This window comes from Paraglaciecola sp. L1A13 (assembly GCF_009796745.1).
Classification (GTDB): domain Bacteria; phylum Pseudomonadota; class Gammaproteobacteria; order Enterobacterales; family Alteromonadaceae; genus Paraglaciecola.
The window spans coordinates 2181891-2199145 of record NZ_CP047024.1; the positions used below are offsets into that span (position 1 = coordinate 2181891).

The window sequence follows — 17255 nt, forward strand, 5'->3', positions numbered from 1 at the left end:
TGGAAGCAGGCTTTTTACTGTCGCTGTTTAGCGTGTGGTTATTTTACTTTCATACCTGGCTGGGCCCCTTCATGAGGCTCCATAATCCACAAGTCCTTTCCGCCAGGACCCGCAGCAAGTACCATTCCTTCGGATAAGCCAAATCGCATTTTACGCGGTGCTAAGTTTGCTACCATCACAGTCAATTTCCCTACTAAGTCTTCTGGCTGGTAAGCCGACTTTATACCAGCGAATACTTGACGAGTTTCGCCACCTAAATCTAATTCTAAGCGCAGTAATTTATCGGCCTTTTCTACGTGCTCAGCAACGATAATTTTTGCTATACGTAAATCAATTTTCGCAAAATCATCAAATTCGATTGTTTCTGCAATAGGATCTTTTACCAGCGGACTGTTGGGGTCGAGTGTCACCGTCGGCGCTAAGTTTTCTTTAGAGTCGTCAACCATGGCGTTAACCTTATCCATGTCTACGCGCTGCATCAGTGCTTTAAACTTATTGATCTCATGCCCGGTCAACACGCTTTGGGCGCTTGACCAGTTCAAATCATCATTAAAGAACGCTTCTGCTTGCTCGGCCAATTTCGGTACTACCGGCTTTAAATACACCATTAATATGCGGAATAAGTTAATACCGAGTGAGCAAACGTCATGGGTGAATGCTTGTTGGCTTTCATCTTTGATGGTAACCCAAGGTGCGTTGGTATCAATAAATTGGTTGGCTTTATCAGCTAACGCCATAATTTCACGTACGGCTTTATGATATTGACGCTCTTCAAATGCTTGACTAATACTAGCTTGAGCGTTTTGAAATTCCGCAACTAACTCTGGCTCAAGGACATTTTCTGATAGCTTGCCATCGAAGCGCTTAGTAATAAAACTGGCACATCGGCTAGCGATATTAACGACTTTACCTACTAAATCGGAATTCACTTTTTGCGCAAAATCTTCAAAGTTTAGGTCGATATCGCTGACGTTTGCTCCCAGTTTTGACGCAAAATAATAACGCAGATACTCAGGATTTAGGTGCTCTAAATAGGTGCGACCTTTGATAAACGTACCTTTTGATTTCGACATTTTTGCACCATTTACGGTAACAAAACCATGCACGTTGACTCCGGTCGGTTTTCTGAAACCGGCACCTTCAAGCATGGCTGGCCAAAACAAGCAGTGGAAGTAGGTAATGTCTTTACCAATGAAATGGTAGAGCTCGGCAGTGGAATCAGCTCCCCAATATTCATCAAAGTTTATACCAGTGCGGTCACATAGGTTTTTAAAGCTTGCCATGTAACCCACCGGGGCATCTACCCAAACATAGAAAAACTTGTTCGGTGCTCCAGGTATTTCAAACCCAAAGTAAGGCGCGTCACGACTGATATCCCATTGCTGTAGGCCTTTTTCAAACCATTCTTCTAGCTTATTGGTAATTTCACTTTGCAGCGCATCGCTTTTTAACCATGTATGCAACATGTCGGAAAACTGCGGTAAATCGAAGAAAAAGTGCTCTGAGTCTTTCAGCACAGGTGTCGCGCCAGAAACAACCGAACGAGGATTTTTCATTTCTGTTGGGTCGTATGTTGCACCACAGCTATCACAGCTGTCGCCGTTTTGATCTTCGGCACCACAGCTAGGGCAGGTACCTTTTACAAAACGATCAGGCAAGAACATGTTTTTTTCAGGATCGTAAAGTTGACTGATAGTGCGCTTTGAAATATAACCCGCTTCATTGAGACGGTTATAAATCAGCTCAGAGAGTTCTTTATTTTCGTCACTGTGGGTGACGTGGTAATTATCGTATTCAACGAAGAAGTCGAGCAAATCTTGATGATGCTCTTCACGGGTACGTGCCACCATTTCTTCTGGGGTGATGCCAAGCTCTTGGGCTTTAAGCATAACGGGCGTACCATGTGCATCGTCGGCACATACACTGTATATTTCGTGGCCACACATTCGTTGAAAACGCGTCCATATATCCGTTTGAATATGCTCAAGAAGATGGCCTAAGTGAATGGAGCCATTTGCATAGGGAAGGGCGCTGGTAACAAGAATTTTACGTGGTTGTGACGACATGTTTATTTTGGTTTCTTCGTTTAATTAAAAAGGTCGCAAATGGTATCTAAAATCAGCCGCCATTGCATTAGGTAAAAGCTACCTTAGCCAAATTCATCGTTATTTATGAGGAGTGTCATGTTATTTAGTCGGTCTACCCCCGAGCATAAAGTGCACCAGTTAGTATCAAAAGAACTTGCGGCGCAGTTCGCGCTACCCGCGAAACAGATTGAATCTTGGATAACAGTGTCATCAAGGGATGTACTGATCACGTTACCATTTGCGGCTGCTCAGCTTCACGATGCACTTATCGAGCGTATAACTGATGCCGCTAGTAAGCAAAAGCTGTCGTTGCAGCATGTCGTTATTGAAACCGAAATACCTGCGTCACCGACTAAGGTGAGCAAAGTAAACAAGATCAAGAATATTATTGCTATTGCATCAGGTAAAGGAGGGGTAGGTAAATCGACTACCAGTGTTAACATCGCCTATGCTTTAATGGCTCAAGGCGCGAAAGTTGGTTTGTTAGATGCCGATATATACGGGCCATCGATCCCAATCATGTTAGGTAACACTGAGTCAACACCGGCGTCACGGGATGATAAGACCATTGTACCTTTCTCTGCACATGGCTTGGTAGCCAGTTCCATTGGTTATTTTGTGCCAGCAGAAAATGCTACCGTTTGGCGCGGCCCAATGGCCAGTAAAGCGCTTGAACAGTTGCTACGGGAAACCGACTGGCCGGAGTTGGACTATTTGATTGTCGATATGCCTCCTGGCACGGGAGACATTCAGCTTACGCTTGCCCAGCAAATACCTGTCAGTGCCGCGGTTATTGTCACGACGCCCCAAGACCTAGCAGTGGCCGACGCCGCCAAAGGCATTGCCATGTTTAATAAAGTGTCAGTGCCTGTACTGGGCTTGATAGAAAATATGAGTTTGTATATCTGCCCCAAGTGCGGCCATCAGGAACATATTTTTGCAGAAAATGGTGGTGTTGATTTGGCCAAACGCAATAAGGTGCCTTTGTTAGGTCAGTTACCCCTTAACATTAAGATTCGCCGGTACACGGATAGCGGTACGCCGTTGCTGATAGCTGAGCCTAACGATCCTCTGAGTCAAGCATATATGGATTGTGCCACGGCGATATCAAAGCAGTTGTATCTAAATGGCTTGATGGACTTGCGTGTACAAAATATTTAAAAACGTTGAACATAGGGCCCTAGCTACGCATAATTGCGCGGTATTCATCTGAAACCTTATCACTGAGTTAAAAAATTATGCGTTTGTGCGACAAAGATATTCTGGCCTACCTGAAAGACGGCAAAATCAATATCACCCCTGAGCCGGATTATGCTGAGATAAGTGGTGTAACCGTCGATATACGATTAGGTAACAAATTTCGTGTTTTTAATGAGCACCAAGCGCCTTATATCGACTTAAGTGGCCCTAAAGCACAGGTACAAGAAGCACTTAATACCGTGATGAGCGATGAAATAAACGTGGGCCCTGATAAGTCATTCTTCCTACACCCTGGAGAGCTCGCTCTGGCAGTAACACTTGAGTCAGTGACCTTACCCGGCAATATTGTAGGTTGGCTCGATGGCCGCTCTTCTTTGGCGCGTTTAGGGTTAATGGTGCACGTCACTGCGCATCGAATTGACCCCGGTTGGTCAGGTAATATTGTCCTAGAATTTTTCAACAGCGGTAAATTACCACTGGCGTTAAAGCCTGGTATGAAAATCGGTGCTCTTAGTTTTGAAGTTATGTCAGATTTCGCAGACAAGCCTTATAATGCTCGTGCTGATGCCAAGTACAAGAATCAAGAAGGTGCTACGGCTAGCCGCATTAGCGGTGATGACAAATCGGACCGTTAACAAAACATGCTGACTATTCGTTAATTTAATCCTCTCACAATTTGAAGCAGGCTAGGCTGGGCAATATCGCTAGCCATCCTCTTTTAGGCCTTTTGACGAGACACTGATTTTCTGCGACCTAACGGCCCCAGGGCTGACACCCAGTACACGTTTAAACGCTTTAGAAAATGATGACTCGTTGTCATAACCACAGGCTAATGCCGCGTGCAATGTTGATACGTTTTCATCTGCAAGCATGCTATAGGCCAAGCCTAAACGCCACTGAGTGACGTACTCCATAGGAGATTGCTGCACTACCGATTTAAACAGTTCATTAAACCCTGCCCGAGACATAAAGCATTGCTGTGCAAGCAGTTCAATCGTCCATTTTCTGTTGGGTGTACTGTGTATCGCTTTGATGGCTGCGCTTAATTTAGGGTGGGCTGTGGCTGCAAGTACGCCACTATCGTTGGGTAGATGTTGTCGGAAAATAATCGCTAATATGGCCTCAGCGATACGGCCCATTATCAGTTCAGAGCCTTTATTTGCATGCTTAGACTCGTCTAGTAAGGCATCAAGCAGGTAATGTAGCCCGGTAGGCGAGCCGCCCAATGTTTGATTCTTGATAATAATGGTTTGAGGCAAGTGTGCTGTAATACTGCTAACCAGAGGATGATTATGGCTAAAATAACCACACACCAGACCTGTGGCAGTTGTGTCTGCACCGTTTGTATAATCTTGAGATGGCGAGCTATTAACCGCTGATGAGGAGTGAGCTTCGCCGCTAATAACGTGCTCGCTATCATTAGGAAATAATACTATATCCCCTTGCGACAACTTGGTTATCTCTTTATTGCCCGGCAGCGTCAAATAACAGTTACCGTGACTCACCACATGAAAATTCATATAGTGTGTTCCAGAGGTGTTGATTGCCCAACTACCGCAGTATTGTCCGTTGTGGAATATGTTGGCAGAGACTTTAAAAGTGGAAAATAACTGTTTTAATACATCCATAGACGTTTTGACATAACCTTTGGTTTTGCAGACATAGTGATGAAAAGCATCACGACCTATACTTTTCCCCGTTGACTACTTCAGTCCTGAATATCTAAAACGAGGAAATAAAAATGAAAAATCTATTCGTCCTAAAATCTATTTTTACCGCAGTAGCTATCACTGTTTCTAGCTTAAGCTTTGCGGGTGTCGACACGCAAACTGACAGTAACGACGTAATTTTAGCGGGACACGATGCAGTTGCTTATTTCACACAAAATAAACCGGTGTTAGGTAAATCTGAGTTCACTGCTGTACACAATGACGCTATATATCGTTTTAGCAATGCCGACAACCGCGATGCATTTAACAGCAATCCTGAAAAATACGCACCGGCTTATGGTGGGTACTGCGCCTTCGGTACAACCTTTGGTAAAAAGTTTGAAATCGATGGCAAGGCGTTTGAAATTGTCGATGGCACACTTTACGTAAATAAAAATCTTGAAGTCTACCAAGCGTGGGAAAAAGATATTCCTAAGCACTTAGTTGAAGCGCAAGAGCAGTGGCCTAACATTGAATTCACGCCGAGCGAACAGCTCTAGTCGACGTGTTGTGATTGTATTTACACTTGATCTTAAACCCCATTTACTTGGGGTTTTGCTTATATCCCATGTTGGTTTTTGTCCCTCGCTACAGCGGAATCACAAATAGCACCTTAAAATGTAAACCTATCATCGTCTGCGTCGAACATATGACCGGAGTTGAGGATCTATCCATTCACGATATCAAGTGTTTTTTTAATCTGCGTACTTGCTGAATAGGCTAGAGCACGAGGCCATCCAAGAGAGTAATGCGCGAATAGTGGGAGAATATGACGTGAATTACAGCAAGTTTGTTTAACAAATAAGCGAACAGACAAATCAAAGTACATTTCTCATTGCAAAAAATCCAAACTGCCGTAATATGCGGCTCCTCGGTCGGTGTGTAGCGCAGCTTGGTAGCGCACTTCGCTGGGGGTGAAGGGGTCGTAGGTTCGAATCCTATCACACCGACCAATTAATACTTTATCCACACCCTCTATGCTGGTTCCTGTCTTTTATCCATTCTATACACGTTATTTCCTGTCAATCGACAATGTGCTTTATATTTTATTGTTAGCTAATTCATTGTACTTTTTGTGATTACGAATTTTTTGTCGAACTGGTAGGTGTTTAAACATCAATGATGTGCAAAAAACGCTGGGATTTAGGCGCGTTTAGGAAAGCTGTTCAGCAAATTTTACTTCCTGATTGATGTCTGTTTTAGATCTGTGAGAATCTAACCGCTTGGCACTCACCATAATTTTAGTAAGTGCATAGATTAGGCTGTTTTTCAAAAGCCAAAAATAGCCATGTCTAAGTCTGCCGCGGGGCTATATGTGCATTGGTGATCTGGTGCAAAGAAGCTAATGGCGTTTTGCCAGCGATGTCCCTCAGTAGCTCATTTCGAGAATTCAGCTTGTAAAGGATATGTGTATCATCGGCTCCCTTGATACGTTTAGTTTTACATTCGATTATATGCAGCTTTTTATTCATAATGGCGACGGTATCCAACTCGTTTTTAACTGTCTTGGCGTCTACTAGGTGATCTATTTGCTTACATTGTTGACGGTATGCTTGAGTTCCAGCATTAATAAACTTATGACTCGCAATAGCGGATTGGGCAATCGGGCCTAAGGACAGTCGTAGGATATTCGCTAAGCGAACAGATATGGGTTGCAAACGAGTCGGGCATGTTAATTCATCTTAGTCCGTTGGGGTAGAATCGAGCCAGAGGTTAAGATGACAAAGTGTATCCTCTAGAAATGACTTATCTTGAATGGGGCGATATGGTGAAAACTCTAAACGCATAGCGGGTTGTTTGTCTTATAAGATTCAAACACTACGGACATACCAAGCTACTTATTTAGCCATCTCACGCACCTTTTCTTCGAATTTTTCTGAAGTCAGTGGTTTTGCAATTATATAGCCTTGTATCCAGTCCGCACCTCGTAAACATTGCATTTGAGCGTCGGTTTCAACCCCTTCCGCTATGACATTAAGACTGAGTCGTTCAGCTAATGCTATTAACATTTCACAAATGGCGAGACCACTGGTGGTTTTTGTCTGTGTGACAAAGCTACGGTCGATTTTGAGAATATCCAATGGAATTTTTTGTAAATAACTGAGTGATGAATACCCAATGCCAAAATCATCAATTGCGACCAATACGCCCAAACTGCGAACTTTAGTGAGTGCTTTAATGGCAAGTTCTGGCTCTTCCATAAAGCTAGACTCAGTCACCTCTAATACCAAATTACTCGGTTTGAGTCCTGTATCTTGAAGGACCTCGGCAACCATATCGGCGAAATCTAATTTTGCCAGCTGTTTAGTTGATATGTTGACGGCGATATTTTCCATTGCCAAACCATTGTCTTGCCATGTTTTAAGTTGCAAACAAGCTTCACGCAAGACCCATCGTCCCACATCGTTAATTAAACCAGAACGTTCTAACATCGGAATAAATTCTGTAGGCATAACAAGACCAAAATCTGGGTGATGCCAACGCAGTAACGCTTCTGCAGCGTTGATTTTGGCACTTTCAATATGCAACTCTGGCTGAAAAAGAATAAAGAACTGTTCTTCTTGGAGCGCTTCATGAAGCCCAGCCATCATCTTCAGTCTGCGTAACGCGTCTTCGGTTAACTCAGGGGAAAATGTGACTGATTGACCGCGACCAAGTCGCTTGGCCTCGTATAACGCTACATCTGCGTTGCGTAGCAATGTCGCGGTATGTTTACCGTCGTTAGGATAATTCGCAACGCCCATACTTGCGTGGGCATAAATTTTTTCAATACCAATTTCAATTGGATCTTGCAGCGATGCCATTAACCTATCAATTATAATTTTAACGACATGTTCATCGGGGAGCTCACTCAATATAATCAAAAACTCATCACCGCCAAGACGCCCCACAACACCATTCACTGTGGTCGTTGTTTGAGCCGCTCTATTTCGAAATATATTTGTTTTACAACTGTCATTATCAGACATGCGTAACACCGAATCCTCGTTTCTCAAAACACAACTAAAACGATGACCAATTTCAATCAACATGCGATCTCCGGCTTCATGCCCCATACTGTCATTGACGTGTTTGAAATCGTCTAGATCAATCATTATGACCGCGAAGCACTGTCCGGGTTTGGTTGTCTTTAATACGGTATTTAAGTACAAACCTATCATTCTGCGATTAGGTAACCCTGTGAGTGGATCAATATCAGCTAATTCTTGCAACTGCGAGGCGTTATTTCGCTGAGATTTCAACACAGCACTGACTGCCAACCAAAGCAGAAGTAAGACCACGCTTAGAATGCCTACTTGAATGATAAAACTGTTGCGCGCAACCGCCATTTTAGCGTTCAGTATCGGCTGAGGAACATAATTATGCAGGACCCAATTACCAGGCCCAGACAGTGTTAGTTTGGCCTCAAAATGATAAGCAGCCGTTTTTTGTATAGTAGTAAAATTTGTATTACGGCTATCAGTGACCTCAATCCCGTTAGTCTGCTCTTCGAGCAGGTAATTCACTGGAGGTGTATTTAAATCTAAACCTCGAATACTGTTAAGTAACGCGCGATCTTCATCGGTCACGGGTAAAACGGGCCAGCCAACCAGCGCCGCTTCAAGTACGTTAGTACGTAGTACGGCGGTAACAAGTCCCTTGAATTGTCGATCATCAAGACCATAAATAGGAACGGACAACGTAAATCCATAGGTGTGTTTTACATGGCCATGAGATTTAGATAGAAATTGTGTATTGTCACAGGTTCGCAACAAACCTGAATTAATGACAGTAATACTGTCGAGGGACTGATTTGGCATATCAAAATTTTGCTGACGTAAATAATCCAACTGACGAACATAATCCTCGTATTCTTCGGTCTCATCCTCCTCAGGAAAATCTCCTTCATGGTGGCCGTCTAATGACATAGTCAGCTTAGCGAAATTATCAACAATGACATGATCAAACATCAAGAAAGGAACCTGACCAACTTCAGGGTTAAAGCCGTCATAAACAATATATATTTCAGATAATGCAACTGAAGAGGCAACATGATTATAAAGCTGCTGCACGGTGTCGTAATTGGCTGCTGAAATAAGCCCCATTTCAACAATGTCTTCGTCATCAGAATTTCGATTACTAGGTGCGGTGTCGCGCACACCTGGCAGTAATGAAATCGTGCGCACGGAGTGATAGATTTGCTGCAGTATTCCTTCAATTTCAGTGGCTTTACCCTGAAGTGATATTTCTGCATCACGGGCTAGTGTTTCTCGAATACGCTGTTGCTCAGTGTTCCAATTACTCCAAAATAATGCGCTTGATAGCAGCCACAACAAGATAAACCCCAATCCTATTGCCGGAAAAAAATAACGTTGGAGTTTTCTTTTTGTTAAAAAAGCCATAAAAAGGTAAATCCAATAATGTAATAACCGCGAGTCATATAGATTGTTTTGGTCCTTTGGTTCAGTAACTGCTTCAGTAACTGTTCCAGTAATTTGATCAGTAACATGAACACCATAATGGAAAAAATAGATACCATACTAATATACTGCAAAATCATAGTATTGCGACTACCTAATAGTATTAATCTAGGCATATTTCGAAGTGAGAGCTCGGCAACATTGCCAGGTTATAAAATTACGATCTATTTTAGGAATATCGAGCGGGGCGGTCTGTGAATAGTAGCCCATTTTCCGTTCTAACATGCGTAAAGACCTTTCATTTAGCTAAACCTTAAAGGTGTCAGTGATAGACGCAATGCAATCAAGGCCTTCAAAGCAGATCACAGAAGAATAAAGCTAAAAAAGGTCCTAAAAGTCAATAAGCTCTATACGCCCCACAACTAACAACACTCAGTGAAGTCAACAAGAGTAGCTAAATGTGTTTATTATAAACATCAAAAGCGAGAAGCAGACGCGTCTCGCTTTTGGAATAATCACAGCGCGGTAAAATATCACTTTAGTACTTAAGCTACGAAACCGGGGAAACGAAGTCTCTGGGCTTAATGGCAAGTACCGAACATTGGAGTTGTGACAGTACATTTTCTGCAGTATTACCGATAAGAATACCAGCAATTCCAGAGCGCGCGACTGTACCCATTATGACTAAATCAGCATTAATAGCCTCTGCCAATTTGGGTAGCTCATGACTAGGGGTGCCCTGAACAAGTTGGGTCTTAGGCGACAAATACTCAAACAGTTCAGCCCCTATATTAAGCTTTAACGCTTCTATAAGTGCATTCATTTTATACTGCCTATTACGGTATTCTGTCTCAAATAACTCTTTCTCAATTTTGTCTGGCTGATCGGCCCAAAGACTGATATATCCAGAGTGCGGTACATCGAAAACGTTTACTAAATGCAGTGTAGTGAAATCTGAAAGGGACAGCGAAATGGAGCATTGTATTAATTTTTGGTTTAACTCATCGTTGTAGCTATATTCATATTTATCAAAGTCGTCATCAAAGTCGATTGCCACCATAATATTTTTGTATGCAGACTTTTCATTTTTTTTCATTAACAAAACCGGACATGGGCATTTACGCAATAGATGCATATCTTCGCTACCAAAAAGACGTTCAAGCCAATCAATACTTTCTACCTCTTTAAGTAACAAATCATATTTATGCGCTTTTACTGCGCGAATGACCTCGATGTACTTTTTCCCAATCTTTACCTCAGTTTTTATATCGAGTGCAGCGTCTAAAGAAGCGATAAGAACTTGTAATTTGGCATGCTCTCGGGCAATAACCTTATTTTGCAGCTCTTTTTCACTGCTGTTTGTTAATTTCGAAGAAATAACCGTCGGCATATTTGGAATTATTCTCATCAAGGTTAAATCTGCCTGATTTATCCTCGCTAAACTGACAGCACGAAGGAATGTTGTTGATGATTCATTCATACGGTCACTGAGAACATAAACAATATTGTTAAACTTTTTCATAGAATCTCCTTATCACTTCTGTAGTCACTTTGACCGAGTGTCAAGTCCTTCGAGCAATAGCTCGACAGCTCGGTCAGCTGCATCTTGAAATGGTTCCAGCACTAGATTTATTGCTAAACCCTCTAGTTCCTTGGTTTCTTGCTTACTCTGGGATACTACTGCCAGTTTCCCAGTAAAATCACTCGAAACTATTGCCTGCAATATGGTATTTCTTGTGTCTTCATAGGTTAGTCCACTGTGGTGGTGCGGAATGGTCGAGACAATCCACTGTGCGTGGCGTAGAGGGAGTTCCTGTAAAAAATCGGAGTCAGTTACGTCTCCATATGCCGTATCCACGGATAATTGTCCCCAGTGCTTAGTAACCGACGGGTTAAAATCCACCCCTAGTACATTAACGCCTTTATCTATGAGGCGAGCAGCGATAGCGGTTCCTAAACGGCCTAACCCGAGAATGATAACTTGGTGGTGATCATCGGATTGATGTTCCGATAATTGCTCGCGCTTGGTATCTTTTCGTTCAAATACATCTAACAGCGGCTCAAAGATGGCGTAAAGTTGGTGAGAGTAGGTAATCATGTAAGTCGATAAAGTGATCGTTATCATACCTATTAATGTCACCAAGCCGAGAATGTCTTGTGCCAGATGCCCCAGGCTGATACCCATCGCAATAAAAATAAGTGAAAATTCGCTAATTTGGGCAACCGTTAGCCCCGCCAAAAAGCTCGTTCTTTTTCGATAACCCATTATGCCCATGATAATTAATACGATGAGCGGGTTACCAATCAGAACAAACAATGAAAATACTATGGCATCCGATACATGCGAGCCCAATAGGGAAAGGTCAAGATTGGCACCTAAGGCTATAAAGAAAAATAGCAGTAAGAAGTCACGCAGGGGCGCCAATCTTGCCGCTATGCTTTCTCGATAAGGTGTTGACGCTAGCGCTACGCCAGCCAACAAGCCACCAACTTCCATTCCAAGCCCCACCATGCTTCCTATCGTTGCAAACAGTGCAGCTTGAGCAATCGCGTAGATGAGTAACAACTCTTTATTTTTAGCAATCTGTTCAGTGAGCGGGTTAGCAATATATCGAACGAATATGATAACAAATGATAAAAGCCCAATGCCTGACAGTGCCACTTGCAATATAGAGCCATTAGCTTCACGTTCATGACCGGCCCCTATACCAATTGTTGCCAGAACGATCATAGCCATGACGACGACAAGATCTTGAACAATCAAAAAACCAAGTGCAATTTGACCGTGTAACGAATCAATTTCGCGTTTATCAGATAGAATTTTTACAATGATAATTGTGGAAGAAAAGGTTAAGGCTACGGCGACATATGTGCTGGTAACGCGGTCTAAGCCAACAGCAAGCCCAATGAAATATCCAATAATTGAGGTAAATAACACTTGCCCAAGACCAGTAAATACGGATACAACACCGATAGAACGAATAAGTTTTACATCGAGTTTAATACCGACCAAAAATAACAGAACTGCAATACCCAATTCAGAAAGCAGTGAAATTTGTTCTTTTGAATGCACAATATCCAGTGCAGACGGACCAGAAAGCAAACCTACGGCGATAAAGCTAACGATAAGAGGTTGCCTGAGTAATGATCCTATAAAACCAATAACCGCCGCCAGTACCAATAGGGTAGCAATCTCAGAGAAAGCCGACTGCGTAATAACCTCAACCATATTCGATTCCCCAATTCAGATTTCAATTGTCATGTTATTATTAATCCAGTAATGACGTTCATGGATAGGTATATTTTTCTCTGAGCGATAGCGAAGAAAATTACTCAAACGAAAAAAATTTTCTATAAAACTAATGTCGGCATGTGCGCCTTGGTTGAGCGCAATACTCAACAGGGCTAACAAAGTTGCCTATCGCAGCAAAAATAAATTCCCATCGTAAAGTACACTTAAACATTGTGGGCTTATCAGCCAGCAAATTTAGGGCAATCAAATAAACGAACCAAGATAGCACTATCGATAAGGCGCCTAATTTTTTCACCGCTAATTTCCCTTTTGATAAGCCAAAGTTAATCCTGCAGATAATAATTGCAAGCCGAGTAATGTAAAAGTTTTAGTGCTAGTTCGACTTGATCCTAGTCAATTTTATTGTCTCAAAATAGATTTTTAAGGGTAATTTTTTATGGCGGACAAAATAGCTTTATTTGATATTAGTCTGCAAGTGGCGTTTCTAAAGGTATGGGCATTTTATAAGGTGAAAACTCACCCGTAAATAAGGTGGTGTTAGGCTTAAAATAGCATTAGTCATAGACATAGTGCATCAAGTTCAAGTGGCTTAGCCAAATTTGTGTGAACGCATCGAAGACACTTGATGAACATTAATGAGTAGCACATAAGCATATTTTATATTCTGCCCATCTTTTTAGTTATTAAATGTAGTGGGCATTTTTTATAAAATTCTGGTTTTTTTTAATTTAATATCCGACAAAGTATTCAACAGTAACCCAATTTGTAAAAAACGATTATCAACTCCTTTATGCAAAACATGAAGGTTGCTCACCGACATCATATTCAAGTACTGACAAAGCTGCGACTTACGCTGCGAGAGGCCTAAAGGTAAAACCTGAAACCAGCATGATTAATTTTTGATTATGGTTGCTCAAATTGATCTGTGTCTACGATTCATCTTCCATGATCTTGTAAACTAACAATACTCTGGTTATTCCCAAGACGATTAATTCGTCGTCTCCATCCTATTTTCAATAAGGACACAGGTATGTCATTAAACAGTAAAGTCGCGCTAGTAACAGGCGCAGGTCAAGGAATCGGGCGCGCCATTGCATTGCGTTTAGCACAAGATGGAGCAGACATAGCAATTGTTGATCTAAACACAGAAAAGATGCTGGCAGTGTCTCGTGAGATTGAAATCTTGGGGCGAAAAGCGACAACTTTCAAAGCGGATGTCAGTGATCAGAAACAAGTGTATGCGGCCATTGAACATACAGAAAAAACCTTGGGTGGATTCGATATTATGGTGAATAACGCAGGTATTGCGCAAGTGCAAGCCATTGCTGATATTACCCAAGAGGAAATGGATAAAATTCAAAAAATTAATGTAAATGGCACGCTTTGGGGGATACAGGCAGCGGCAAAAAAATTCATCGAACGTAAGCAAAAAGGAAAAATCATCAACGCGTCTTCCATTGCTGGTCACAACGGATTTGCGTTACTGGGCGCCTATTCAGCAACTAAATTTGCGGTGCGTGCGTTAACACAGGCAGCTGCGCAGGAATATGCCAGTGCAGGTATCACAGTAAATGCATATTGTCCCGGTGTGGTTGGGACTGATATGTGGGTGGAGATTGATAAACGCTTTTCCGAAATTACCGGCGCACCCGAAGGTGAAACGTATAAAAAATATGTGGAAGGTATTGCATTAGGACGAGCACAAACTCCAGTAGACGTGGCTAACTTTGTTTCATACTTAGCGAGTTCAGACTCTGATTATATGACAGGTCAAGCACCTCTGATTGATGGTGGAATGGTTTACCGTTAATCGATGACCTAAAAGTTCACCAGTAATTTCTTGTATGGATCGTAATAACTTGAATTTACGCAACGTACAAAGTCGATTTTCAATATATTGTTGGATGATGTTCGGACTATTAGTGGTGATCATTTAAAATGCCAATCGTTCGGCAGGCTAAGCGTTTAATTGACAAAACAGCTGAGATAGAAACTCGGTGCAAAACAATGCCCCCAACAGATTCAACAGGAAACAAAATGGACAAACAAATACCGTGCAGTTCGCCATTGCATGCTCTTTTTCCAAGAGCGCTTGAAGGCTTTGATATGTTGGCAGAATTGGCGCTGGATTTACGTTGGTCGTGGAATCATGCTGCGGATGAAATCTGGCGACAACTTGATCCCCAGCTTTGGGACTTAACACATAATCCATGGGGGGTATTACAAACGGTATCGCGAGATCATATTGCGAAACTGTTGGCTGATCCAGTTTATCGTGCATTGCTCGATACGTTGGTCAAAACCAAACGTGAAGCGGCAGAATCACCCGCGTGGTTTCAGCAAACGTATCCTGACTCAGCGCTAAATACTGTGGCTTATTTCAGTATGGAGTTTATGTTGAGTGACGCACTGCCCATATACTCCGGTGGTTTGGGGAACGTTGCGGGAGATCAATTAAAAGCCGCCAATGATTTAGGTGTGCCCGTGATAGGGGTAGGGCTGCTTTATCAGCAAGGCTATTTTCGTCAGATCATAGACACAAATGGTTTACAGCAGGCCGTTTATCCCTACAACGATCCTGGACAATTGCCGATTACTCCTTTACGCCACGCTAATGGTGAGTGGTTGCGGATAAAACTTGATCTACCCGGACACCCTATCTGGTTGCGAGCCTGGCAGGTACAGGTTGGCAGAACAAAATTATACTTGTTGGATAGCAACGACACCGCAAACTATGCACCTTTTCGTGCTATCACTAGTGAGCTTTATGGTGGCAGTGCAGATTTGCGCCTTATGCAAGAATTAGTGCTGGGTATTGGTGGTTGGCGTTTACTTAATGCACTCGGTATTGAGCCTGAAGTATGTCATTTGAATGAAGGGCATGCCTCATTCGCTATTTTAGAAAGGGCTCGGGGCTTTATGCATAAGACTGGGCTATCATTTTCGGCAGCCCTAGCGGCAACGCGCGCAGGTAATGTTTTTACTACACATACTGCGGTAGAGGCGGGTTTCGATCGTTTTGCGCCGGCTTTGATTGAGCAATGGCTAGGCGATTATGCCAATGTAGAGTTGGGTATTTCAACTGCAGAGCTGTTATCCCTAGGGCAGGAAGATTCGAGCCATGCAGATGATGATTTCAATATGGCTTACTTGGCGATTAGGGGGAGTGGAGCGGTAAACGGGGTGAGTGCGTTGCATGGTGAGGTTAGCAGACGACTATTTGCCTCATTATTTCCGCGCTGGCCTTTGGATGAAGTACCTATTGGTCACGTAACCAATGGTGTGCATACGCCTAGTTGGGATTCTGCTGGTGCGGATGAATTATGGACTAAAGCCTGTGGCAAAGAGCGCTGGCTTGGCACGACGGATAGTTTGGGGAAATCTATTAGGGCTGTTTCTAATGCAGATCTTTGGCACTTTAGAACTGCCGCTAGTCAGACGTTTGTGACCTATGTGCGTGACCACCTAGCGCGTCAGATGGCTGCTTCAGGTACATCATTGGCTGAGGTTGACGAAGCTCAACATTTATTTGATCCCAAGGTACTTACATTAGGTTTTGCTAGACGATTTGCTACCTATAAGCGACCCAATTTACTATTACATGATCCTGCACGTTTGCTGCGTCTGTTGACTAATCCTGAACGTCCTGTGCAGCTTATTCTTGCAGGCAAAGCGCATCCAGCTGATTTGGCTGGGCAAGCGTTGATACAACAATGGGTGCAGTTCATTCGTCAGCCCCAAGTGCGTCAACATGTTATCTTTCTTAGCGATTACGATATGTTTTTAAGTGAGCATCTTGTAGCAGGCGTTGACGTATGGCTAAACACGCCGCAACGTCCTTGGGAAGCAAGTGGTACTAGTGGTATGAAAGTATTGGTCAACGGTGGCATTAATTTGTCTGAATTGGATGGTTGGTGGGCCGAAGCCTATAGTCCTGACATTGGTTGGGCGCTAGGAGATGGCAAAGAACATGGTAATGATCCTGCTTGGGACGCGATTGAGGCAGAAGCGCTTTACGATTTGCTTGAGAATGAGGTGATACCAGAATTTTACCAGCGAGATGCTGAAGACATTCCTGTGGCTTGGACAACACGGATGCGTGAAAGCATGGCGCGCCTTACACCACAGTTTTCAACCAATCGCGTAGTGCGTGAATACACTGAACAACGTTACCTTCCCGCCGCCGAGGCCTTTCGTGCCCGGGCAGCCGACAACGGCAAAGTGGCACAACAGATAGCCGATTGGCAGCAAACACTAGAGCAACAATGGGTGGGATTACGTGTGGATGGCTTTACCGCAAGGCAAGAGGGCGAACAGTACATATTTGCTGCAAATGTATTGCTAAATGGTTTAGCTCCACAGGATGTGACGGTTGAACTTTATGCCAATGGTAGTGGCGGTGGTGATGCGATGCACCAATCAATGGATTGTGTTTATTTACCTGATGACAATATGGGCGCTCACTTGTATCGCGTCACATTACCCGCATTGCACGCGTTATCGCAATACACGCTGCGAATAGTACCTTCTCGAGTGGGTGTATCAATACCCCTAGAAGTGAACCACATTCTGTGGGAGCACTGATAAAGGGTACCAACGGTGTCTA

Annotated in this window: 11 protein-coding genes and 1 tRNA gene; 6 read left to right on the top strand and 6 right to left on the bottom strand. The window is 43.1% G+C overall.

Annotation, left to right across the window (positions count from 1 at the left end; genetic code table 11):
* Positions 1-38: 38 nt before the first annotated feature.
* A complete protein-coding gene (metG, locus tag GQR89_RS09100) occupies positions 39-2066 on the bottom strand; it encodes a methionine--tRNA ligase (RefSeq protein ID WP_158769755.1) in 2028 nt (675 codons plus the stop codon).
* Positions 2067-2183: 117 nt separating this feature from the next.
* Between metG and apbC the strand changes: the two genes are divergently transcribed.
* Together apbC and dcd are read left to right on the top strand one after the other, a co-directional pair.
* Positions 2184-3248: an iron-sulfur cluster carrier protein ApbC gene (gene apbC, locus GQR89_RS09105; protein WP_158769756.1), complete on the top strand. Its 1065-nt coding sequence runs from the start codon at positions 2184-2186 to the stop codon at positions 3246-3248.
* 77 nt (positions 3249-3325) lie between these two features.
* The gene (gene dcd / locus GQR89_RS09110; protein WP_158769757.1) at positions 3326-3922 is read left to right on the top strand and encodes a dCTP deaminase; all 597 of its coding nucleotides are present in this window, start codon (positions 3326-3328) and stop codon (positions 3920-3922) included.
* Positions 3923-3991: 69 nt separating this feature from the next.
* Here dcd and GQR89_RS09115 read toward each other — a convergent pair whose 3' ends face one another.
* On the bottom strand, positions 3992-4915 hold the full coding sequence (locus GQR89_RS09115) for an AraC family transcriptional regulator (RefSeq protein WP_158769758.1): 924 nt from the start codon (positions 4913-4915) through the stop codon (positions 3992-3994).
* Positions 4916-5028: 113 nt separating this feature from the next.
* Between GQR89_RS09115 and GQR89_RS09120 the strand changes: the two genes are divergently transcribed.
* Together GQR89_RS09120 and GQR89_RS09125 are read left to right on the top strand one after the other, a co-directional pair.
* Positions 5029-5496 carry a YHS domain-containing (seleno)protein gene (locus GQR89_RS09120; RefSeq protein ID WP_158769759.1) on the top strand — a complete coding sequence of 156 codons (468 nt, stop codon included), beginning with the start codon at positions 5029-5031 and terminating at the stop codon, positions 5494-5496.
* Between the two features lie 376 nt (positions 5497-5872).
* Positions 5873-5949, top strand: a tRNA-Pro gene (locus GQR89_RS09125).
* A gap of 339 nt (positions 5950-6288) precedes the next feature.
* On the opposite strand, the gene GQR89_RS21735 is transcribed toward GQR89_RS09125, so the two are convergent.
* From GQR89_RS21735 to GQR89_RS09145, 4 genes are all read right to left on the bottom strand, one after another.
* Positions 6289-6654, bottom strand: a complete 366-nt coding sequence (locus tag GQR89_RS21735; RefSeq protein WP_199271396.1) for a Card1-like endonuclease domain-containing protein — start codon at positions 6652-6654, stop codon at positions 6289-6291.
* A gap of 180 nt (positions 6655-6834) precedes the next feature.
* On the bottom strand, positions 6835-9378 hold the full coding sequence (locus GQR89_RS09135; protein ID WP_158769760.1) for a bifunctional diguanylate cyclase/phosphodiesterase: 2544 nt from the start codon (positions 9376-9378) through the stop codon (positions 6835-6837).
* A gap of 568 nt (positions 9379-9946) precedes the next feature.
* Positions 9947-10918, bottom strand: coding sequence for a universal stress protein (locus GQR89_RS09140; RefSeq protein WP_158769761.1), 972 nt, complete (start codon positions 10916-10918; stop codon positions 9947-9949).
* Positions 10919-10942: 24 nt separating this feature from the next.
* On the bottom strand, positions 10943-12625 hold the full coding sequence (locus tag GQR89_RS09145) for a cation:proton antiporter (protein ID WP_158769762.1): 1683 nt from the start codon (positions 12623-12625) through the stop codon (positions 10943-10945).
* Positions 12626-13679: 1054 nt separating this feature from the next.
* Between GQR89_RS09145 and GQR89_RS09150 the strand changes: the two genes are divergently transcribed.
* Complete coding sequence (locus GQR89_RS09150) at positions 13680-14459, top strand: acetoin reductase (RefSeq protein ID WP_158769763.1); 780 nt, start codon at positions 13680-13682, stop codon at positions 14457-14459.
* A 227-nt stretch (positions 14460-14686) separates the two neighbouring features.
* Positions 14687-17233, top strand: a complete 2547-nt coding sequence (glgP, locus tag GQR89_RS09155) for an alpha-glucan family phosphorylase (RefSeq protein ID WP_158769764.1) — start codon at positions 14687-14689, stop codon at positions 17231-17233.
* Positions 17234-17255 lie beyond the last annotated feature (22 nt).